Source organism: Mobiluncus porci, assembly GCF_009695935.1.
Classification (GTDB): Bacteria; Actinomycetota; Actinomycetes; order Actinomycetales; family Actinomycetaceae; genus Mobiluncus; species Mobiluncus porci.
In genome coordinates, this window is the sequence record NZ_VUMY01000001.1 from 151944 (window position 1) to 172745 (window position 20802).

The following is a 20802-nucleotide window of genomic DNA, read 5'->3' on the forward strand; positions in this document are numbered from 1 at the left end:
AAGGTGAAAAAGTGACTGTGAAGCGAGTGGCTCTCCTAACCGCCGGGGGTTTTGCCCCCTGTCTGTCTACCGCGGTAGGGATGTTGATTGAAAGATACAACGAAACCAATCCCGATGTGGAGATTATCGCCTATGAACACGGCTACCACGGCTTGTTGACCGGTAAATATTTCACAATTGATCAAGATGCTCGCGCCAAAGCTGCCCGCCTCCAGCTTTACGGCGGCTCTCCCATCGGGAACTCTCGCGTGAAACTCACCAACACTGCCGACTTGGTGAAACGTGGCCTCATTCAAGAAGGCGAGGATGCTTTGAAGGTCGCGGCGGATCGCTTGGTGAAAGACGGAGTAGATGTCCTGCACACCATTGGTGGTGATGACACCAACACCACCGCCGCTGACTTGGCAGCCTATCTTGAGGACAATAACTATCACCTCACCGTGGTGGGCTTGCCGAAGACTATCGACAACGATGTCGTGCCGATTCGCCAGTCCTTGGGCGCCTACACGGCCGCCGAAAACACTGCGATTTTCGCGTCCCACATTATCTCCGAGTCCCGGGTTTCCCCGCGGATGCTGATTGTGCACGAGGTCATGGGGCGCAACTGTGGTTGGCTGACCGCTTATGCTGCGAAACTCTACCGCGAATGGCTGGACGAACAGGTTTTTGTTCCCTCCGTTGGTCTCGATCGAGCCCACTGGGACATTCACGGGATTTATGTTCCAGAAATGCACATGGATATCGACGCGGAATCGAAGCGTTTGAAAACCATTATGGATCAGACTGGCAACGTGAATATTTTCCTCTCCGAGGGTGCCGGAGTGATGGATATTGTGGCGGAGATGGAAGCGGCCGGTCAAACCGTGAACCGCGATGCTTTTGGGCACGTGCGCCTGGATGAAATCAATCCGGGACAATATTTTGCGAAGCGGTTCGCTTTGGCTTTGGACGCTGAAAAGGTACTTGTTCAAAAGTCAGGTTATTTCGCGCGTTCAGCTCCCTCCAACAAGGCCGATGTTCAACTCATCAAAGGCATGGTGGATCTCGGTGTCACCTGCGCTTTTGAAGGGAAGTCCGGCGTAATCGGTCACGATGAGGAAAATCGCGACATTCTAAGCTGTATCGATTTCAAGCGCATCAAGGGCGGTAAGCCTTTCGATGTGAACCTGCCGTGGTTCAAGCAGATGCTGGCCGAAATCGGGCAAGCCTAGGTCGCGGTTAATTTAACCGTTTTTCCCAACCAAAATTATGAGGACACTATAAGAGTGGAAAACACCAGCGAAGCAAACATCCTGCAAGATTTTGAAACGGCTTGGCGGGCTTGCCCTGCCGTCCAACAGCCCAAATACCCAGACTCTGCTGAGGTGACGAAAGCGACTGCCGAGTTGAAGCAGCGCCCGCCTCTCGTCTTTGCCGGTGAAGTCAATGAACTGCGCGAGCTACTCGGGAAAGCTACTCGGGGAGAGGCTTTTGTTCTGACCGGAGGGGATTGCGCGGAGACTTTTGCGGAATCCACCGCAGACCACCTGAAGCTGAAGGTGCAAACTATCCTCCAGATGGCGGTCGTGTTGGCTTACGGTGCGGGTCTGCCAGTGGTGAAGATGGGACGGATGGCTGGACAGTACGCGAAACCACGGTCATCCAACACGGAAACGCGCGACGGGGTCACTCTCGAGGCCTACCGCGGGGATGCCGTGAATGGTCACGAGTTCACCAAGGAGTCACGCACCCCCGACCCGCATCGCCTGGTAGAAAGCTACCAGTACTCGGCGGCATCCTTGAACCTCATTCGCGCGTTTACCCAGGGTGGTTACGCCGATATGCGACGGGTTCACGAGTGGAACAAGGGGTTCATGACGAATCCGGCCTATTCGCGTTTTGATGCGCTGGCTCGTTCTATCGATGCGGCCATGCAGTTCATGAAGGCGACGGGGGTTCCCTCGGACGCGCTTCGAACCGTGGATTTCTATTCTTCTCACGAGGCACTGTTGTTGGAGTATGAAAGTGCGCTGACCCGAGTGGATTCTATCTCGGGCGACCTCTACGACACTTCCGCCCACTTCATCTGGATAGGGGAACGCACCCGTCAAACCGACGGGGCGCACGTGGAGATGCTCTCTCGAATCCACAATCCGATCGGGGTTAAACTCGGTCCGACCACGACTCCTGATGAGGTGAAAACCCTCGTGGAACGCTTGAATCCGGAAGGAGTCGCGGGGCGACTGACTCTGATTGCCCGCATGGGGGCCGATAACGTGCGCGAGGTTTTGCCGTCTTTGTTGCGTGCCGGTAAAGAGACGGGCGTGCCCCTGGTGTGGATGTGTGACCCGATGCACGGCAATACGGTGAAAACTGCCAGCGGCTACAAGACGCGCCACTTCGGGACGATTCTCGATGAGGTGCGGGGCTTCTTTGAGGTTCATGAGGGTGAGTCGATGATTCCCGGGGGAATCCACATGGAGTTGACCGGGGACGATGTTACCGAGGTCGTTGGCGGAACCGAGACAGTCGATGAATCCGCTCTCGCGAAACGCTACGAGACCTTGGTTGATCCGCGTCTAAACCACCAGCAGTCCTTGGAACTGGCGTTTTTGGTGGCGGAAATGCTCGCGGGATTGCGTCCCGGCCTGCAAACCGCTGACCTTGCGGATTTTCCGGCTCTGGGTTTCTAATTCGTCACCTAGGCGCGCCCCGCGACTAAATCGTCCGGATAGTGACGGTGGAGCCCACCTTGACCTGGGTGCCGGCTTTCGGCCGCGACTCAGCCACGATACCAGCGATGGCATAGATCTGATCAACTTTCACGACCAATCCCAGCCCCTCCAGGGTGGCGCGGGCCTCCGAAACCCTCTTCCCGACAACGTTCGGCATAGTCACGGTTTGTGGCCCCTTGGAGACTACGATCCCAACCTTGTCGTTTCGGAAAGCCGTTGTTCCCGCCTTGATACTTTGAGAAATCACTGCGCCCTTGGGAACCGTGTCGGAAAAGTCCTCGCTGACCTCGGGGGAAAGCCCGCTTTGGGTCAGGATGGCGGCGGCTTCGTCCCGCATTTTACCGGCGACTTCCGGTACCGTTACCGGCTCTCGTCCTTTCGAGATCGTGACTTTCACGACCGTATTGTGAGGGACAGACGCTCCCGGCGCGGGATCTTGCGCCGCGACTTGACCGGCGGGCACCGTGTCGGAGAATTCCTCGCTCAGTTGGGGCTGGTCGAAGCGTGCCTTCGTGACGAGAGCCGGTGCCTCATCTTTAGTCTTGCCGGTCAAATCGGGCATTTGCAGCATCTCGATGCCTTTAGAGACATAGATTTTTGCCTTCTGGAATCGTCCCAGGGGCTTCCCCGGCGCAGGATCGGTTCGAGCCACATTGCCGACAGGAACAGTGTCGTGGAAGACGTCGATTCTTTCAAAATCGATCTCGTTGCTCGTCAAGGTTTTGGACGCGCTAGCCCATTGCTGATTGGTGACATCTACCATCGGGCGGTAGGAACCCGGGCCCCACAGGAAAAACCACAAGCCAAAAAGCATCAGGATGGCTACGACCGCAGCGATAATCCCGATGAGGAGATTACGGCGAGAGGAAGCCGGAGAAGAAGCTTTGGGCTTCCTCTTCTTGGCCTCCGGCAACGGCACTTCACTCAATGTGGGAGTAACCATGACCCCGGCCAAGTCGCTGGAATCATCCAAAGTGGGCTCCGCCGTTCCGCGCAGCGACAGTTCCTCTTCGCTCAAGTTGGCGAGAACTTCATCGACCAAAGTGCCGGCGGCTTCTCCGTCCAAAGGGCGTTTCGCGGGGTCTCTCTCGGTCAGTTTCGCGATTAAATCGTCAACGGACTCAGGAACCCAAGTCTCCGCCTCTCGAATCCGCGGGGTGTCATCGTGGACGTGAGCATAAGCGATTTGAATCGGCGAGTCACCGGTAAAAGGCGGCACCCCGCTCAAGAGCTCATAGAGCATGATTCCGGTGGCATACACATCGACGCGTCCATCGGCCGGATCTCCGGAGACGGTTTCCGGCGCTAGATAAGCCACGGTTCCGAGAATCGAACCAGTAGTGGCCGCAGTAGCCTCCGAGGCTGCACGAGCGAGCCCAAAGTCGGCTACCTTGACTGGGCCATTTTCGGGGATAAGCACGTTTTCCGGTTTGACATCGCGGTGAACCAGGCCGGAACGGTGTGCCGCGGCGAGCGCTTGAAAAATTTGTTTCGTGATTGTGAGCGCATCCTTGACACTCAAACAGCCTTGGGAGCGAAGGTACGTGCGCAGATTCGGCCCCTGGACGAGCTCCATCACGAGATAGCTCGACCCCTCGGTAGTTCCCTGGTCATAGACCGCCACCACCCCGGGATGCGTGAGTTTCGCGGCAGCCCTAGCCTCGCGGCGGAACCGCGCCACAAAATCCTGGGACTCCGCAAGATGCGGATACATGATTTTCAACGCCACGGGCCGGTCAAGACGGGTATCGCGCGCACGGTAAACCGTGGCCATCCCTCCGCGGGCAATCCGCGACTCGATCACGTAGCGCGAATCGACCGTCGTCCCCACCAGGGCATCTCCCATTTCTTCATGCAGTTTTGGAATAGAAGTCGGAAGCGAAGTTTCCGCAGGCTTGCTGGAACCAACCACTGGCGGGAACTGGGGTTTGACAGAGTCAGAATCTTGTGGCGGGAAGGACTCGGGAACCCCGGCGCTGTGTTTCCCGCCGGAACTGGGCTTGCCGCGATTGTTGGAGTTCTCCCTCTCGCTGGGCTGCGAATCCGGTTCGGGTGAAGAAATCCGGGTAGTGTCCGTTGAGCCGACTGTCTCCTCGGGGAGAGCCGGGTTTTCACCTCTAGTGGTATCTGCGGGGAGATCCGTCTGATTCGATGCGCGCGTTTCCGTCACGCCGGTAAGTCTAAGGGAAAATCTGATACTTTTCTGTGTCCCTCCCCGATAAGCTCCACTTTTCATCATAGTTTTGTTACATGAGTGATATTTGGAAAGACCTCGAGTGGATGTCTCCGAAAGTTGCTGCGGAGTATTTGGGAGTGGAGCCCAAGGTGGTTCGCGCCTGGATTAAGGACGGGTCACTCCTCGCGGTTCCCAGTCCGGAAGACGGTAAACAGGCGGTTCCGAAAGACTTTTTAGTGAAACAAGAAGACTACGCGGGACCCTTGGAGACGCTACGCGGGACAGTGACGCTGCTTCGCGATTGCGGTTTTTCCGACCAGGAGGCAGTGACCTGGCTTTTCACTGTGGAAGATTCTTTGGGACAAACCCCGCTCGCAGCACTTCTGTCGGGTAAGAAGAAAGCGGTTCGGCGGGTGGCGGGTGCTTTAGCGCTCTAGCTGGCGCGGTTCACTAGGGACGTTCCGAAAGCCAGCATCTGTTGTTTCACGTCCGCCGAGCAATCCATGCTATCGAGCACTGCCTGGGACTGATCCAGGTTTTTATTCATGAGATCGCTAACCGCACCCCGAGCACCAGAACCCGTAATGATGGCCTGGATGTTGGCAATAATCGGGGGAGTGAGGTCGGGAGCACCCCAGTAGCGCTGAAGATAATCGCGCCCCGCATCATCGGTCATCTTCCAGGCCAAGGCCAGTTGCACCGTGCGTTTTCCGGAACGGATATCATCTCCGCTCGGTTTTCCAGTCAACTCTTGGTCACCAAAAATCCCCAAATCGTCATCCCGCAATTGATAGGCAATCCCGAGGGGCGTAGAAAAGCCCGCCAGCTGGTCAAGGAACTTTGCAGACCCACCGGCCAATCCGGCTCCCATCAGCATGGGAATCACAACGGAATAGCGCGCGGTCTTGTGGCGGATCACCTCCATGGCGTTTTCCTGGCTCGGAGGAACATCCGCAGTCAGCTCACGGGTTTCCGCAAAAAGATCCAAATATTGGCCGTAAGCGACCTCGGCTTGCATCGTGACAAACAGTTGGCATACGCGATGGAAACAGTCGGTATCAAGGTTGCGGGCGGCCTTGGCAAAATATGAATTCGCGGCCGCGAAAATCAAATCACCCCAAAGAATCGCAGCGGATTCTCCAAACTTTGGCCCGCCTTCCGGACTCGAAGTCATGAATGCGATTTGGGCGGAAGGCAGGCCGCGTCGGATTCTCGCTTCGTCAATGATGTCGTCATGAACGATTGCGGAAGCCTGGAACAGTTCGAGGCAGGTTCCTAAATCCAGCAAAGGACTGGGAATTTCCGGCTCAACAGTACCACCGGCAGCAATCCATCCGATGTAGGCACCGATAGCGCGAAACCGCTTGCCACGTCCCAGTAAGTCGACAGCGGGGGCAGAGAAACGGTCCAATTGTTCAGCCGAGAGAGCGGGACTGGTACAATATTGCCAAGGTTTATTAAGGCGTTCGCCAACACCAGAGCGGACTTCTGCAATAAGGGGAATTTCCTCGAGCATGGCTCAAATTTACCATGTGACGAGAAAAACTGGTAGTATCCAATTATAATTGAGCCTTGTACGTTTTGGATGATGACTTAGCGTGAGAAAGGTTCCTGGTGTCTACAAATCAAAAGCAAACTGGCAAAGTTCAAGCCGAATCTACTGAGGGAACCGTAAAGAACACCACCTCCAAAACCCCGATGAAAACCGCTGCCAAGAAGAGTGCGACGCGGGCGGGAAAGGCCACTGTAACAAAATCTTCGACCAAAAAGTCTCTCACCGCAAAGGCGGGAATTTCCGCGGCGAAGGCAAAGACTGGTTCTACCGCGACTAAAGCGAAGATGACGACCGGGACTAAAGCTGCCGGGACTAAAGCTGCCGGGACTAAAGCTAGGGCTAGCGTGACTGGGACTGCTGGTAAGACTTCCGGTACCACCAAAACCGCTGGTGCCACAACTAAGAAAACCAAGGCCACTGCGGCTAAGAGCGGAACAGCAACTGTTAAAACTGCCAAGAAAGCGGCCACAACCGCCAAGGGAAGCACTGCCGCCAAGAAAACCACCCCTCGCCGGTCTAAAAAGAAAGACGAAGAAACCGTAGAGGCATCGAAAGTCAGGCCTCTGGAAGACGAAGAAATCAAAGACGAGGATGAAGAAACCGAACCGGGAGACGGGGAGCTGGAGGATACCGACCTCTCGGATGACGATTTGGACGATCTTGAGTCTGACGAAGATGAAGAGTCTGAAGACGGCGACGCGGATAGCGATTCCGAGGATGATTCCGAGGAGGACGAGGACTCAGATAACGGTAAAGGCAAGTCGGAGGAGACTGCGGAAGACGGCAAGCCTGCCGAATTCGTGATTTCGGAAAAGGACGAAACCGACGAGCCGGCCCAAAAAGTCACCGTAGCCGGGGCAACTTCCGATCCAGTGAAGGACTACTTGAAGCAAATCGGTAAAGTTGCTTTGCTGAATGCGGAACAAGAGGTTGACCTCGCCAAACGCATCGAGGCGGGACTTTACGCCGAACACCTGTTGAAGACCGAACAAGACTCGATGACCCCAAAACAAGTTCGCGAACTCCACTGGGTTGTCCAAGACGGCGTGAACGCGAAGAATCACCTCTTGGAAGCGAACCTGCGCTTGGTGGTTTCTTTGGCGAAGCGCTATACGGGACGCGGAATGCTGTTCCTCGATTTGATTCAGGAAGGCAACCTCGGGCTCATTCGCGCAGTGGAAAAGTTCGACTATTCCAAGGGTTATAAGTTTTCGACCTATGCGACTTGGTGGATTCGTCAGGCCATCACCCGCGCTATGGCGGACCAGGCGCGCACGATCCGGATTCCGGTCCACATGGTCGAGGTCATTAATAAGCTTGCCCGCGTTCAGCGCCAGATGCTCCAAGATCTCGGACGCGAACCCACCCCGGACGAACTGGCGCGCGAACTTGACATGACCCCGGAAAAGGTCGTGGAGGTTCAGAAATATGGTCGCGAGCCGATTTCGCTCCACACTCCTCTTGGGGAGGATGGTGACTCCGAATTCGGGGATTTGATTGAAGACTCCGAGGCAGTCGTACCGGCCGATGCGGTGAGTTTCGTCATGCTCCAAGAACAGCTCCAACGCGTCTTGGACACCTTGAGTGAACGCGAAGCTGGCGTTATTGCGATGCGCTACGGCCTGAGCGACGGGGTTCCGAAAACCCTTGATGATATCGGGCGTCGCTACGGCGTGACCCGCGAGCGCATCCGCCAGATTGAGTCGAAGACCATGTCGAAGTTGCGCCACCCGGCCCGCTCCCAGTCCTTGCGCGACTATTTGAATTAGCGATGGGTCGCCTTGAGTTGCAAGCGGTTATAGGCGCTGCGATTCCGAGGAGTGACGTGAATAACCACAAGGGTGACATGAATAACCACACGTCCTTCTGTACAAGGTATCATACCGGATGGGGAATTCGCTTGACCTGGGGTTGTAAAAAATCACCCACAAAAAATCCATGCTACTGTGGTTATTCAGGTAAGGACCGTGGTTATTCACGTCACCCATTTTCGAAAAAATCAGGAAGCGGCAAGTTCACCGTTTTCCATAATGAAGGGCTTGGCGGAATGTTCGTCCGTGTAGGCGGAATACTTTCCGAGCAAGTATTGGAAACAAGCTTCCTTCGTCTGGAACTTCAAGGCCTGATAGGGCTCCTCGAAGGTGAGTTTTTCCAAGAAAAGATACCCTCCCTGATCCGCGACGAGAACGCCGACGTGGCCGACAAAAAGATAGCTCCCTTCGAGAGTATCGTGGACCACGACAGAAACCATGGAGGCCTTTGACCCGAAATCGAAACTAGCAAAATGTTCGCGCATCTTTTGAGCGTGAACCTTCACGTCTTTAGTGGATTCGGTTGGGATTCTCGAGAAGAGCTGCTGGAATTTTTCCGTGTCCGGCCCGTCAAAGAGTTTCCCGTCTTGAATCGCCTCCAGGTCCATAAACAGCAAGGTGCCGTCGCTCCCGCTGGCCCGGGATTCAATCGTGTCTTTCAGGAGCGTGAAGGTATTAATCCGGCAATCGGTGCCAACAAAGGTGCCCTTCGACTTTTGCCACAGCTCGGAGATTGCCGCCATGTCGTATTCGGGGGCCTTTGCCTGAAAACCCGAGGTGAGACTGGTGTTTTGAATCGTATCGTTATAATCCTTCACCAAGCCCATGAACTTCTCCACGTCTGCCGCGGGAAGAGCCGTCTTTAAGGCGGCGGTAACTTCCGCGACACTGGTTTTATCAGCCAAGTTAGACACCTGGTAAGAGGCATTTGCGGAACTCGATGACACCTGGCTAGACGGAGACGCCGCTTCCGCCCCGGCACCAGTTTGACAACCACCGAGCCCACACAGGGCCACCACCGCAACGGCAGCAAGTATTTTCCTCATGACACTCCTCGTAGTGGAATTATTTGGACAACTAAAGATAAACCGGCTCCGCCCGTGACAGGAGCCAAAACCCGCTAAAAAACTTCAGCAACTTTCTGTCTCACTGCTCGCGAAGCGCGTCGTGAAGACCCCCCGGGACATCCAAAATTCCGGAACCTTCGGCGGGGGAATCTCGCTACCCCGCGCTGATTGCATAGGATAAAACCCGTGGTAACAGCAAAAGACGTATCAGATTATTCCGCTCATCACCTCTCCGTTCTGGAGGGGTTGGAGGCTGTCCGCAAGCGGCCAGCCATGTATATCGGCTCCACGGATCACCGCGGGCTCATGCACTGCCTGTGGGAGATTATCGATAACTCCGTTGATGAGGCTTTGGCGGGATTTTGTGACCACATTGAGGTATTCCTCTACCCCGATTATTCTGCGGAAGTAAGGGACAATGGGCGCGGCGTGCCCGTTGATGAAGTCCCCGGCACCGGCCTTTCCGGGGTTGAAGTTGTCTATACGAAACTCCACGCGGGCGGCAAATTCGATTCCGGACTCTACAAGGTGGCCGGTGGCCTGCACGGGGTGGGTGCCTCGGTCGTAAACGCTCTCTCGGCGCGGATGGACGTTCAGGTTGACCGTGGCGGGCTCACCCAGGGACTCCAGTTCCGCCGCGGGGAACCGGGAGTGTTTACGGATCCGAAGGGTGAGCTCAACCCCAACAACCCTTTCCAGCCTTTTGAAGATTCCTCCAAGCTCACCCAAATCGGCAAGGTCAAGAAAGGCACGACCGGAACCCGCGTCCGGTTTTGGGCAGACTTCCAGATTTTCCCTAAATCCACCGAATTCAGTTTCGAGGATTTGAAAGAACGCGCTCGGAAAACCTCCTTCCTAGTTCCCGGCCTCACCATTACCGTCAACGACCTTCGCGGCGAAGAGCACCAAAGCGAGACCTATCTCCACAAAGGCGGCACCGTAGATTACGTGGATTACCTCGCTCCGGACACGGCCATCACCGACACCTGGCAGCTCGTCGGCTCCGGAACTTTTACCGAAACCGTCCAGGTTTTGAATCCGAAAACAGGACATCTGGAACCGAAAGAAATGGAACGCACCTGCGAGGTGGACGTGGCGCTGCGCTGGGGAATCGGATACGACACAGTGGAGCAAAGCTACGTCAACATTATTGAAACCCCGGTCGGAGGGACGCACCTTGCCGGCTTCGAAGCTGCGCTGGTGAAGACTATGCGCGCCGAGATTCAAGCCAACTCGAGGAAGCTGAAACTTGGCAATAAAGACACGAAAATCGAGAAAGAAGATATCCTCGCGGGCATGACTGCGGTTATCACCGTGCGTCTTCCCGAACCGGAGTTTGAGGGGCAAACCAAGGAGGCTCTCGGCTCGGCGCAGGTCAAGCCGATCGTCACCAAAGTGGTCTCCGACAGGCTCGCTGCTTTCCTCCATTCGAAAAGGCGCGAGGATAAGACCCAGGTGAGCGCCTTGTTGGAGAAAATTGTTGCCGAAATGCGTTCGCGGCTTTCCGCGCGTCTGTCCAAAGAAATCACTCGCCGAAAGAATGCGCTTGAGACTTCCACGCTCCCGACGAAACTCGTGGATTGCCGGAGCAATGACGTGGAACAATCCGAACTGTTTATTGTCGAGGGTGACTCGGCGCTCGGAACCGCCAAGGCCGCGCGTAACTCCGAGTTCCAGGCCCTGTTCCCCATTCGCGGCAAGATTTTGAATGTCCAAAAAACCGGCACTGCCCAGATGCTCGCCAACGCCGAATGCGCTGCCATTATTCAGGTTCTCGGCGCCGGCTCGGGAAGAACCTTTGACCTGAATCAGGCTCGGTATGGGAAAGTCATTATGATGACGGATGCTGACGTGGACGGAGCCCATATTCGCACGCTCTTGTTGACCCTCTTCTTCCGCTATATGCGGCCGATGATTGCCGCCGGAAGAGTTTATGCCGCGGTTCCGCCCTTGCACCGCATCCAGGTCAATGCCAAGGGGAAAACGCCCGGGGAGTTCCTTTACACCTACTCCGAGGATCAACTCCACAAGGAACTCGCCAAACTTGAAAAGACCGGACGAACCTATAAGGAGCCGATTCAACGGTATAAGGGCCTCGGAGAGATGGATGCCGACCAACTTGCGGAAACCACAATGGAGCCACATCACCGCACGTTACGCCGGATTCGACTCTCCGATGAAGGGGCGGTTAACAAGGCCGAGGAAGTCTTCGAAATTCTCATGGGTTCCTCGGTTCCGCCCAGGAGAGAATTCATCGTTGAGGGAGCGGCCAAGTTGGACGCAGAGATGATTGACGCCTAGACTCTTTTCCAGACGGCTTTGTCGCGAGCCTTGACAAGCCAGTAGAGTTTCGAACAAACGCAAACGAGTTACCGACCGGGGAGGAGTGGGTTTTTTGTCAGATTCAACGCCTGTGGCTTTGCCGGAAACCCCGGGACTCGTGTGGGAACCGCTTCAGCCCGAAAACCGCGATGACCTCATCAGGCTCATTGCTGAAATGGAACGCATTGACAACCCGCCCTACCGAACCTCTGCTGAGGAAGTGGATCAGATTTTTGCTGTCACCTATGCCGGACTTGGCGGCTGGGACCAGGATTCTCAACTTGTTGCCTATGCCATTGTTCGCCTGGTGGAAACCAACGGATACCAAGCGATTTGTTCCGGTGGGGTGGGAGTAAACTGGCGCAAGCGCGGCGTGGGAACGGAGATTTTTCAATGGGAAGTCGCCACTGCACGGAAAATGCTTGCAGATAAGCCCCGTCCGGCTCAGATTGTATGTTTCGTGGACCGGTCTTCGAGCAATATTTCCGGGTGGATGTACACTTTCGGTTTCGAAAAGAAACACTCTTTCCTGGAGTTGCGCCGAGACCTGAATGAACCCATTCCCGAGATTGAGCCGGGACAGTACCTCAAAATCGTGCCGTGGAGCGAAACCTTTGATGACCGCGTGCGTCGGGCTCACAACGAGTTGATGGAACTCACTTCCGGGTCGCCAGCCCAAGACATGGAGTCTTGGACCTCGAACCGTCCTTTCTTTGCCCCCGAATGGTCCTTCATCGCTCTCGATAAATCCAGCGATGTGGCCGAGGTAGCGGGATATCTATTGTCGGCACGTTACGAACAGGACTGGGAAGCCTTGGGTTGGAAAGAAGGCTACACCGAAATACTGGGGGTGCTGCCTGATTATGCGGAGTCGAAAGTTGCCCAGGCGCTTTTGAGTCGCACCTTGAACACCTACCGAGATTCCGGGATGGCGTTTGCTGCCGTGGGGTTGGCCGAAGAAAACCCGACTGAAGTCGCGAAACTCTACACCAGTTTCGGGTATCAGGCGACCGGCGGTTCGACCATGTGGGTGGTGGATTTGAAGGACAAACCTACCTTGGAAGATATTGCCGAGGCCAACCAGTCTGCTGCCTGAGTCAAGCCCGCACGACTTTAGCCAAAGAAAGCAATCTGGGTTTTCAGCGGGCTTCCGGAGCCGTCGCGGCGCTCGTCTAGCTCCGGCAGGGTCTCGGTTTTCCCACGGTCGCTCACAGCCACCACCGGATCGGGGCCCACGAATGCCTTATCGAGGGCGTATTCTCCCTTCAAGAAGCGCTGGGCGCGTACACCCTGTCCGCCGCGACCTTTCATCGGGAAACGATCGAGGGGAGTGAGCTTCACCGAACTCTGGTTTGTTCCCGGCATCGCATCCATCACCGCCGCCACGGTCGCCACCACCGCGCCGGCCACCTCCGTTTCCGGCAGGACTGCGCCTCCCAAAACTTTAGTGTTGGCCTTCAAACTCATTCCAGCGACACCTCCGGCATTACGCCCCTGTGGACGCACCGCTCCGGCGGAGGTTCGCAGAAGCTGGGCATCGGTGGAAATCAGCACGAATTGGGCATCATCGGGAGCTGGTCCGGCATAGATAAGCTGGTCAGTGTCTTCAAGATTGATGATGGTAAACCGGTTCTGAGTGGTGGGATAGTCCGGTCGCATGCGCTTGATGACCCCGCTTTCGGTAATCATCCCCACGGTTTCATCCTCATCGAGGGAAAGAATCCCGACAACAGTTTCTCCCTCTTCCAGATTCGCGGTCGCAGCCAAGTGCGGTGCGCCTGCGAAAGACCACGAATCCCCGTCTGGGCCAGTGGCGGCAGGAGGCAGGGTGAAAGCATCCAGTTTCACGACGAAACCGGAAGATGTCACCGCCCCGAAAATTCCGCGAGTCCGCGTCACGCAACTTCCCGCCACGGCTACCCCTTTCGGGCGCACCAGGGGACCGACATCGCTCAGACGGGCCGCGAGCCCGTCGGAAGACAGCACAATCCGGCAGGGCTCGTCGGGAACCTCCAGGGGAACCTCCGCGCTAAGCGTTGCCCCCACCAGTGGCGCCTCCGCATTCTCAGAAATCGCAACCTCGGTGCCGTCTTCCTCCAGGAGTGCCGTCCTCCGCGGGGTGGAAAGCGCTTGGGCAGTCTCTTGAAGTTCGGTTCTAACTACCCCGTGTAGTTTCTCCTTGGAGCCTAGAATCTCTTCGAGTTCAGCAATGGCCGCGCGCAGTTCATCAGCCTCCGCCTCGAGTTCGATGCGAGAAAACTTTGTCAGGCGACGCAACTTCAACTCGAGAATATATTCCGCTTGCGGCTCCGAAAGGTCAAATACGCTCATCAAGCGCGTGCGAGCCGCCCCCGAGTCATCCGAGGTGCGGATAACCTCAATCACTTCATCAAGATTCAACACGGCAATCAGCAAGCCGTCAACCAGATGCAACCGGTCACGTTTCTTACCGAGCCGGAATTCGGAACGCCTCTTGGTGACCTCGACGCGGTGGTCTACGAAAACTTGGAGCGCAGCTTTGAGGCCAAGAGTTTTCACTTCCCCGTCAACTAGGGCGACGGCGTTAATCCCGAAAGACTCCTGGAGCGGGGTGTGCTTATAGAGAGCCGCGAGAACCGCCTCGGGATGGAAGCCGTTTTTCACCTCGATAACGAGTCGCATCCCGTTTTTCCGGTCGGAAAGATCCTGCCAGCCGGAAATCCCTTTGACTTTCCCCGAGTTGACGGCTTCTTTGAGCTTCTCTGCGACTTTCTCCGGACCCACCATATAGGGCAACTCCGTGATGACAATGCCGCGTTTGCGGGCGGTGACCTGCTCAATCGAAGCCCGCGCGCGCGTTACAAAAATCCCGCGACCGGTCTCGTAGGCTTCGCGAATCCCCGAAGTTCCGACAATGACTCCGCCACCGGGGAGGTCCGGGCCGGGACAGTACTTCATCAAATCGTCGAGCTCCGCCTCGGGATGGTCCAACAGGTGAATCGCCGCCGCGATGGTTTCTCCCACATTGTGGGGCGGAATATTGGTCGCCACCCCGACCGCAATGCCGTTGACCCCGTTGACCAGCAGGTTCGGGAATGCTGCGGGAAGCACCGCCGGTTGCATGAACTGGTTGTCATAGTTCGGGACAAAATCGACCGTGTCTTCATCAAGGCCCTCCACCAGGTAGAGCGCCGCAGGGGAGAGTCGCGCTTCGGTGTAGCGTGCCGCTGCCGGGCCGTCATCGAGAGAGCCGAAGTTGCCGTGGCCGTCCACCAGGGGGAGCCTGAGATTGAAGGGCTGGGCCAAGTGAACCAGCGCATCGTAGATTGCAGCGTCACCGTGGGGGTGGAGTTTACCCATGACCTCGCCGACAACGCGGGAGGACTTCACATGGCCCTTGTCCGGGGTCAAACCCATCTGTTTCATCTGAAACAGGATGCGGCGCTGCACTGGTTTCAGGCCGTCCTTCGCGTCAGGAAGTGCACGGGAGTGGATGACGGAGAGGGCATATTCGAGAAAAGAATTCTCCATTTCCTCTATCACGTCGATGTCTTCGATATGGTCAACAGTGGTTTGCGAGGAATTGGACATAAGGTTAATTGTGGTAAAACAGTTTCGATTTTGGGTTTCCCGCGCCGGTTGAGGTCAAAAATCCCGAGGGAGAGGCGCGGAAATGAAACAATAAGTTGATGAATACGAAAGAATCCTTGACGCGCTTTGTGAAACCCGACGATCCGGACTTGGCTCTGCCACAGATTTTGGACGGAGAACTGGGGGACAGCGAGGGGACGCGGCACCTGGTTTTGGTGTTGATTGACGGGCTCGGGTGGTGGAATCTCCAAGAGTACTTGAGTTACGCCCCAACTTTGCGCAGGCTCATCAAGGGTGAACTCAGAGATGGGGTGGCGCAAAAGGTAGGCGAGGCCGACACGGCTCGCAGTGTGTTCCCCTCCACCACGGCCGCCGCGATTACGTCTCTTTTGACCGGACTTGCTCCGGGAGCCCACAACATGCTGTCCTACCAGGTGTTTGATCCCGAGGTTCGCAAACGTTTCAATCTCATCAGCTTCGAAGGCTACCCCGGAGTGGTCGAACAATTCCAGCCCCAGCCCACCTGGTTTGAGCGACTCGCGGCTCGCGGGGAGACGAGTTTCGCTCTGGGGCCAAAAAAGTTTATTGGGGGAGGACTCACCCGCGCGGCGCTGCGGGGCGGGAAATATGTGGCTTCAGAAAGCCTGGAGGCGAGGGCCCGCGATGCGGCTCGCGTGGCGAGTGAGGGCAGGTTCACCTATTACTATATGGCCGAAGTGGACCACGCGGGACACGGCCACGGGGTGGGCTCGGATACGTGGCTGGCGGCTCTGGAGGAGGCCGACCGGGCAGTGGGCGTGTTGCTAAATGAGCTCCCTTCGGGGACGGAGCTGATTGTAACCGCCGACCACGGCATGTTGAATACCTCTGCGGAGGAGACCTACGATCTGGCGACGAACCACGAATCGCGTCATATTGTGAACGTGTCGGGGGAGGGGCGAGTGCTGCACCTGCGAGTGGAGTTGCAGGACGTCGCGATAGTTGCGCGGACAGTTGAAAAAGCGTTGGCGGAGTTTTCTCCGGATTCGCATGTGTTTACTCGAGCTGAGGCGAAGGGGCTGTTTGAGGCTTATAACGGGGTGTCCGTTAGTCGCGGCGATCTCTTGGGTGACTTGGTAATTGTCAGCGGCGGGTCAGCCCAAGTCTTGGATTCGAGGTTCTTCAAAGAGCAAACGTTTCATATGGTTGGAGTCCATGGCGGGCTCTCGGAAATCGAAATGCGAGTGCCTCTGTTGAAATACCGGTCGTAATTTACCGAGCATGGAGCGAAGAAAATCTTTCGCGAAGATCGTGCGGCTAGACAACTATGGGAGGATCCAAACCCGGAAGAATATCGTTCGCACTTGAAATAGTGGCAGTGCGAACCGTTTTTTCTGGAACTGGAACCGGAATCTCATAAATGAATTGATAGCCTACTCGGATTTGGAGCCGAAAAGAATCTCGTCCCAAGAAGGCATGGGCGCGCGCCCAGATTGGCGGGAGCGTCTCGGCGGCTCCGGAGCTGGAGGAGTTTCAGAAGCAAGCGCCTCCATTCCGGGAAGGATCCCCTCCGAGACGTCATCAGGAGCAGGCGGCTCGGTTTCAGAAATAATCCCTCCCTGAGTTCGCAGAGACCTGAAACTTGTTACGTTGTCGCGTTCCGAACCAGACGAATCGGCGCTAGCGGAGCTCTTTCTCGCAGCCCCAATCGGAATATCCGCGGTGTAACTGCGAGATTGCGCGACCCCGTCTTCGGGCGGTTCTTGGAAACCGGAGGCAATCGCGGCCTCCATGGCAGCCACATCATCATCATCGTTTCCGCTCACGACTGTCAGCCGCGTTCCTCTGGCCGCATTTAACTCGTTCAAAAGGGCTTCGGTTTCTGACAGAGCCGGAGAATCCACAGGAATCCCGCCCCCTGCGGAAACTCCAGCGGAAGCGCCACCAGCACCGCTTGTTGACCTCTCGCCCCCGCTCGGATCCGCCGCAGTCTCGGCGTCACGGCCGAAAATGGATTGCCGAATCAGCGAGGCTGAGCCGGAAGGAGTCGCGGTTTCGGTCAACCACCGCGACTGCTCATCCAAGGCGGAGATGACCCGATTATCCATGTCGAATTCCCAGTTCGCTTCGAAAGTCTTGGCGTCTTGAACAAACTCCAGGTGAATCATCCACTCTTCACCAGGCTGACGGGTCGCATCCCAGCGGAGGGACTCCGGAGCGACCCCGCGAGTGGCGAGGCGGTCAATCACCAAATCCCCCAAATCGGGGGCGTCCGGATCGGGAGCTACGCGGGTTTGTCGAGCCTGCTGGGCGGCCCAAGCGCGCTCGGAGAGCACCGGAGCCTCATAGCGTTTGACGTGCTCCAACTCGATTCCAGCGGCAGTAGCAACTTCTTCCGCGGTGGCTCCACCGCGAATCATGCTCTGGATTTCTTTGGGGCGAATCGAACCCGCGGGCGCGTTCTCAAGCGCCGCCGCAATCTTCCGACGATGCTGGCGCACTATAGAGCGAAGTTCCTCGTTAATCGGTAAAAGGTAGCGTTCGCCTTCCTCATCGACTAAAACCAGATGTTCGCTATCCGTATGGATTCCGAGCAGTGACAGATCCTTCATGAATTCCTCCTGACCTAAGAGTGCCAAAAATAGAGTTTCAACTCTAGGCAACCCGCCGGTATAATCCGTTCAAATCGCATTTTTTCTCAGTTGGTGCTAGTATCGCCACGCTAGAGCAAACCACAATGATTTAAGGATAGGTTATGGCAACCGATTACGATGCCCCTCGCAAGCGAGATGAGGAGACTCCGGAGGAGTCCCTGGAAGAACTGAAATCTCGCCGTAAAGACTCCGAGGATGCTTCTGTCGACGAAGACGAAAGCGAAGCGGCAGACTCTTTTGAACTTCCCGGGGCGGATTTGTCCAATGAGGAACTTTCCGTGCGGGTGGTTCCCAAACAGGAAGACGAGTTTGTGTGCTCCCAATGCTTCATGGTTCACCACGCCTCCCAATTGGCCTATGAGGAAGACGGTAAACCAGTATGTATTGAGTGCGCGGGTTAGACTGCGTTTAGTGAGGTCGAATTCAACAAGGGATAAGGCGAGGCATGGGGCTTTTTTCAAAAAAACAAAAACAGGAAGAAAAAACTGAGGAAACCGATTCCGCAGTTTTGGCCGAGAACTCCAAAGCGGAAGCAACCGAGGAGGAAGAGAACTCGCCAAGTGCTACCACGGACGATTCTCAATCCAACTCTCAACCCAAGTCTCTTCCCGAAGGGCCGTTAGACTTTTCCCAAATCACTGCTGAACAGATGTCTGACTACGCTGATTTCGGGGTTTTTCTCGTCCCGAAAATGCCGGGTTTGGCGGTTCATCCCGAGTCTCCCTTGGATGAAAAGAGCTTCGGCTTTTTGACTCTCCAGTACGGGAAAGCTGCCGTGGAACTGTTGGCGGTGGCGGCGCCGAAATCGAAACGACTCTGGGGAGATTTACGCGCCGATATTCGCGGGGAAACCACGAAACAGGGAAACACCTGTGAAGAACGCGTCGGCAGTTTCGGCAAGGAGCTTCTGGTCCAGATGGCGGTCCAGGCTCCGAATGGTCAACGCGGCCATATTCAGGTTCGCTACTGTGGCGTGGACGGCCCCAACTGGTTTGTCCGTCTCGTCTTCAACGGAGTGGTGACCCCTGATGACCCCGACTTGGTGACCTTGGAAGCGGTCGTCAAAACCCTCGTGGTGGTGCGCGGCGACAAGCCGATGACCCCCCGATCCATTATTCCGGTAGTTTTGCCCGACGAGCTGGCCCGCCAGTTGAGCCAACTCCAAAACGCCTAGAGTCGCGCGCCAAGATTGGTTTGAGATTCATGGAAAAACGCGAAGCCATCTCCCGAGTGGGAACGGTGCTTTCCACCACTTTCTCCCCTCCCGAGAGTGCGCCGATGTATGCCGTGCGCCTGGAAACCGGTGAGGGAGTTCTCTCCGTCAAGTGGCTGGGGCGACGCGAAGTGCCAGGAGTGGGTCTCGGCTCGAAACTTGAGGTCAAAGGGATACCGGTTCGAAACGAGGACACTCTTGACCTCATTAATCCCGACTATCAGTTGTTGAAGGCGAGTGCATGAGCCCAAACAAATCTACCGAACCCTCCGAGACACGCGGGCAGTCCCGTGAAACTTCGGAAATCCTGGAATCCCAGCCACCTGAACTGGTCTCAGGTTTGAAAGAGTTCCAAGAAACGGTGGGGAACAACTTTGGGGGACGTTTCGACTCTGAAGAATTCTCCTGGCAAGATGCCGTCGGGGGGCCGCGCGGAATCATCGAATCGATCGGCCCGACCCTGGTCTTCGTAGTGGCTTATGTGGCTGGCTTGGACGTGTGGAAATCCGGAGCGGTAGCACTGGGTCTTGCGGTGGGCCTGATTATTGCCAGGCTCTTTTCCAAACAGACGATTACCCAGGCCACTGCCGGTTTTTTTGGGGTGATTATCGGTGTTGTCTGGGCGATGTGGAGCGGCAAAGGAGAGAATTATTTCCTCTATGGCTTGATTCTGAACGCGGCGTATTTCCTCGCCTTGGGGATTTCAGTTCTGGTGCGTTATCCCTTAATCGGTCTCGTAGTCGGCTGGTTCCGCGGGCAAGGCGTGAAGTGGCGCAAAGACCCTCGCTTACGCCGCGACCGCAAAGCCTATTACGTGGTGACTGTTTTGTGGATGATTCTTTTCGCGGCGCGCCTACTCGTGAAACTTCCGCTCTACCTGGCTGGTAACGTGCCGATTTTGGGGACGATTCATCTCTTGATGGGGGTGCCGTTATTTGCTCTTTTCCTCTATTTCAGTTGGCTGTTGCTCAGACGCACCCGCGGCTCCTTCCTCGACTCCGGCCTGCCCGAGCCCGCTGACCACGCCACTGGCACCGGTAGCGCCGTCTCCCTCGGGGATCTCGACGCTAATAGTCCCCACGAGGACATCGCTTAACTCCTCACGCGCCTCGCCGCGCCCGTCAGGAATCAAGAACAACAGTTGATCTCCGGCTTGCAGGGTGTGGATTTGGCTCGGCAACAGCGGCTGACTTTCCCGCATAACCGCACACAGTAACACGCCCGCTGGCCAGTTCACTTCTTCGAGACTCAGAGATAGAACAGGGGAGATACTTGGTAAGACCACCGAGAAGAGGGAATTTCGAGAGTTATAGAAGTGAAACAGGGGAACGAGAGTTCCCACGCTGACCGCTTCTTCCACCAAACCGGTCATCATCCGCGGGGTCGAAACCGGAACATCGACACCCCAGGACTCATCGAACATCCACTCGTTTTTCGGATTGTTCACCCGCGCAATCACCCGCGGCACCCCGAACTGGGTTTTGGCGAGCAGAGAAATCACGAGATTCGCACGGTCATCTCCAGTAGCGGCCACCAAAACTTCAGCCTGGTCAGTTCCGGCTCGATCCAACACGTCGGGGGCTGCAAAATCGCCGAGAATCCAGTTCGCGTCCGCCACCGAGGACACTTTCATCGCTTCGGGATCCTTATCACCCAAAGTCACCCCGTGGCCGCGCGCTATGAGTTCCCGCGCAATGGAACGCCCCACGGATCCGGCTCCCGCAATCACAATCTGCATGGC

At 56.3% G+C, this 20802-nt stretch carries 16 protein-coding genes and 1 pseudogene; 11 read left to right on the plus strand and 6 right to left on the minus strand.

The genetic code is table 11. The annotated features are described in order from the left end of the window. Window positions 1–11: 11 nt before the first annotated feature. Together FYJ63_RS00700 and FYJ63_RS00705 are read left to right on the plus strand one after the other, a co-directional pair. Window positions 12–1211: a pyrophosphate--fructose-6-phosphate 1-phosphotransferase gene (locus tag FYJ63_RS00700; RefSeq protein WP_338106770.1), complete on the plus strand. Its 1200-nt coding sequence runs from the start codon at window positions 12–14 to the stop codon at window positions 1209–1211. A 54-nt stretch (window positions 1212–1265) separates the two neighbouring features. Beyond that, window positions 1266–2672 carry a class II 3-deoxy-7-phosphoheptulonate synthase gene (locus FYJ63_RS00705; protein ID WP_338106771.1) on the plus strand — a complete coding sequence of 469 codons (1407 nt, stop codon included), beginning with the start codon at window positions 1266–1268 and terminating at the stop codon, window positions 2670–2672. Between the two features lie 25 nt (window positions 2673–2697). Here the strand turns inward: FYJ63_RS00705 and pknB are convergent, their stop codons facing one another. Beyond that, window positions 2698–4884 (minus strand): Stk1 family PASTA domain-containing Ser/Thr kinase, encoded by a 2187-nt coding sequence (pknB, locus tag FYJ63_RS00710; RefSeq protein WP_338106772.1) that lies wholly within the window; start codon window positions 4882–4884, stop codon window positions 2698–2700. 80 nt (window positions 4885–4964) lie between these two features. Here pknB and FYJ63_RS00715 point away from each other — a divergent pair, with 80 nt between their 5' ends. Further along, window positions 4965–5327 carry an Rv2175c family DNA-binding protein gene (locus FYJ63_RS00715; RefSeq protein WP_154542795.1) on the plus strand — a complete coding sequence of 121 codons (363 nt, stop codon included), beginning with the start codon at window positions 4965–4967 and terminating at the stop codon, window positions 5325–5327. On the opposite strand, the gene FYJ63_RS00720 is transcribed toward FYJ63_RS00715, so the two are convergent. Further along, complete coding sequence (locus FYJ63_RS00720) at window positions 5324–6301, minus strand: polyprenyl synthetase family protein (RefSeq protein ID WP_229769827.1); 978 nt, start codon at window positions 6299–6301, stop codon at window positions 5324–5326. The two genes, FYJ63_RS00715 and FYJ63_RS00720, sit on opposite strands and share 4 nt — an antisense overlap. A gap of 287 nt (window positions 6302–6588) precedes the next feature. On the opposite strand from FYJ63_RS00720, the gene FYJ63_RS00725 reads away from it, so the two are divergent. Beyond that, window positions 6589–8214: an RNA polymerase sigma factor gene (locus FYJ63_RS00725; protein WP_154542947.1), complete on the plus strand. Its 1626-nt coding sequence runs from the start codon at window positions 6589–6591 to the stop codon at window positions 8212–8214. Between the two features lie 230 nt (window positions 8215–8444). On the opposite strand, the gene FYJ63_RS00730 is transcribed toward FYJ63_RS00725, so the two are convergent. Further along, complete coding sequence (locus FYJ63_RS00730; protein ID WP_154542799.1) at window positions 8445–9302, minus strand: DUF4300 family protein; 858 nt, start codon at window positions 9300–9302, stop codon at window positions 8445–8447. Between the two features lie 198 nt (window positions 9303–9500). Here FYJ63_RS00730 and FYJ63_RS00735 point away from each other — a divergent pair, with 198 nt between their 5' ends. Beyond that, a complete protein-coding gene (locus FYJ63_RS00735; RefSeq protein ID WP_338106776.1) occupies window positions 9501–11624 on the plus strand; it encodes a DNA gyrase/topoisomerase IV subunit B in 2124 nt (707 codons plus the stop codon). Window positions 11625–11718: 94 nt separating this feature from the next. Next, complete coding sequence (locus tag FYJ63_RS00740) at window positions 11719–12741, plus strand: N-acetyltransferase (RefSeq protein ID WP_229769828.1); 1023 nt, start codon at window positions 11719–11721, stop codon at window positions 12739–12741. A gap of 17 nt (window positions 12742–12758) precedes the next feature. Here the strand turns inward: FYJ63_RS00740 and FYJ63_RS00745 are convergent, their stop codons facing one another. Further along, window positions 12759–15215, minus strand: coding sequence for a DNA gyrase/topoisomerase IV subunit A (locus FYJ63_RS00745; RefSeq protein ID WP_154542803.1), 2457 nt, complete (start codon window positions 15213–15215; stop codon window positions 12759–12761). Between the two features lie 98 nt (window positions 15216–15313). Between FYJ63_RS00745 and FYJ63_RS00750 the strand changes: the two genes are divergently transcribed. Continuing rightward, window positions 15314–16465 carry an alkaline phosphatase family protein gene (locus tag FYJ63_RS00750; RefSeq protein ID WP_154542805.1) on the plus strand — a complete coding sequence of 384 codons (1152 nt, stop codon included), beginning with the start codon at window positions 15314–15316 and terminating at the stop codon, window positions 16463–16465. 162 nt (window positions 16466–16627) lie between these two features. Here the strand turns inward: FYJ63_RS00750 and sepH are convergent, their stop codons facing one another. Beyond that, window positions 16628–17806, minus strand: coding sequence for a septation protein SepH (gene sepH / locus FYJ63_RS00755; protein WP_154542951.1), 1179 nt, complete (start codon window positions 17804–17806; stop codon window positions 16628–16630). 143 nt (window positions 17807–17949) lie between these two features. Between sepH and FYJ63_RS00760 the strand changes: the two genes are divergently transcribed. From FYJ63_RS00760 to FYJ63_RS00775, 4 genes and pseudogenes are all read left to right on the plus strand, one after another. Beyond that, the gene (locus tag FYJ63_RS00760) at window positions 17950–18249 is read left to right on the plus strand and encodes a DUF4193 domain-containing protein (protein WP_154542807.1); all 300 of its coding nucleotides are present in this window, start codon (window positions 17950–17952) and stop codon (window positions 18247–18249) included. Window positions 18250–18293: 44 nt separating this feature from the next. Continuing rightward, on the plus strand, window positions 18294–19022 hold the full coding sequence (locus tag FYJ63_RS00765; protein WP_154542809.1) for a DUF3710 domain-containing protein: 729 nt from the start codon (window positions 18294–18296) through the stop codon (window positions 19020–19022). Window positions 19023–19051: 29 nt separating this feature from the next. Continuing rightward, complete coding sequence (locus FYJ63_RS00770; RefSeq protein ID WP_154542811.1) at window positions 19052–19306, plus strand: OB-fold nucleic acid binding domain-containing protein; 255 nt, start codon at window positions 19052–19054, stop codon at window positions 19304–19306. Beyond that, window positions 19303–19980, plus strand: a pseudogene (locus tag FYJ63_RS00775) (DUF3159 domain-containing protein); the annotation flags it as partial. The gene FYJ63_RS00770 and the pseudogene FYJ63_RS00775, both read left to right, overlap by 4 nt. 12 nt (window positions 19981–19992) lie before the next feature. Here FYJ63_RS00775 and FYJ63_RS00780 read toward each other — a convergent pair. Then, complete coding sequence (locus FYJ63_RS00780; RefSeq protein ID WP_154542813.1) at window positions 19993–20799, minus strand: potassium channel family protein; 807 nt, start codon at window positions 20797–20799, stop codon at window positions 19993–19995. Between the last annotated feature and the right edge of the window lie 3 nt (window positions 20800–20802).

Excerpts from the sequence above, each read along its gene's own strand:
- FYJ63_RS00715 (WP_154542795.1), top strand. The coding sequence starts at position 4,965 with ATGAGTGATATTTGGAAAGACCTCGAGTGGATGTCTCCGAAAGTTGCT.
- FYJ63_RS00750 (WP_154542805.1), top strand. The coding sequence starts at position 15,314 with ATGAATACGAAAGAATCCTTGACGCGCTTTGTGAAACCCGACGATCCG.
- FYJ63_RS00765 (WP_154542809.1), top strand. The coding sequence starts at position 18,294 with ATGGGGCTTTTTTCAAAAAAACAAAAACAGGAAGAAAAAACTGAGGAA.
- FYJ63_RS00730 (WP_154542799.1), bottom strand. The coding sequence starts at position 9,302 with ATGAGGAAAATACTTGCTGCCGTTGCGGTGGTGGCCCTGTGTGGGCTC.
- FYJ63_RS00760 (WP_154542807.1), top strand. The coding sequence starts at position 17,950 with ATGGCAACCGATTACGATGCCCCTCGCAAGCGAGATGAGGAGACTCCG.
- FYJ63_RS00745 (WP_154542803.1), bottom strand. The coding sequence starts at position 15,215 with ATGTCCAATTCCTCGCAAACCACTGTTGACCATATCGAAGACATCGAC.
- sepH (WP_154542951.1), bottom strand. The coding sequence starts at position 17,806 with ATGAAGGATCTGTCACTGCTCGGAATCCATACGGATAGCGAACATCTG.
- FYJ63_RS00725 (WP_154542947.1), top strand. The coding sequence starts at position 6,589 with ATGAAAACCGCTGCCAAGAAGAGTGCGACGCGGGCGGGAAAGGCCACT.
- FYJ63_RS00780 (WP_154542813.1), bottom strand. The coding sequence starts at position 20,799 with ATGCAGATTGTGATTGCGGGAGCCGGATCCGTGGGGCGTTCCATTGCG.
- FYJ63_RS00770 (WP_154542811.1), top strand. The coding sequence starts at position 19,052 with ATGGAAAAACGCGAAGCCATCTCCCGAGTGGGAACGGTGCTTTCCACC.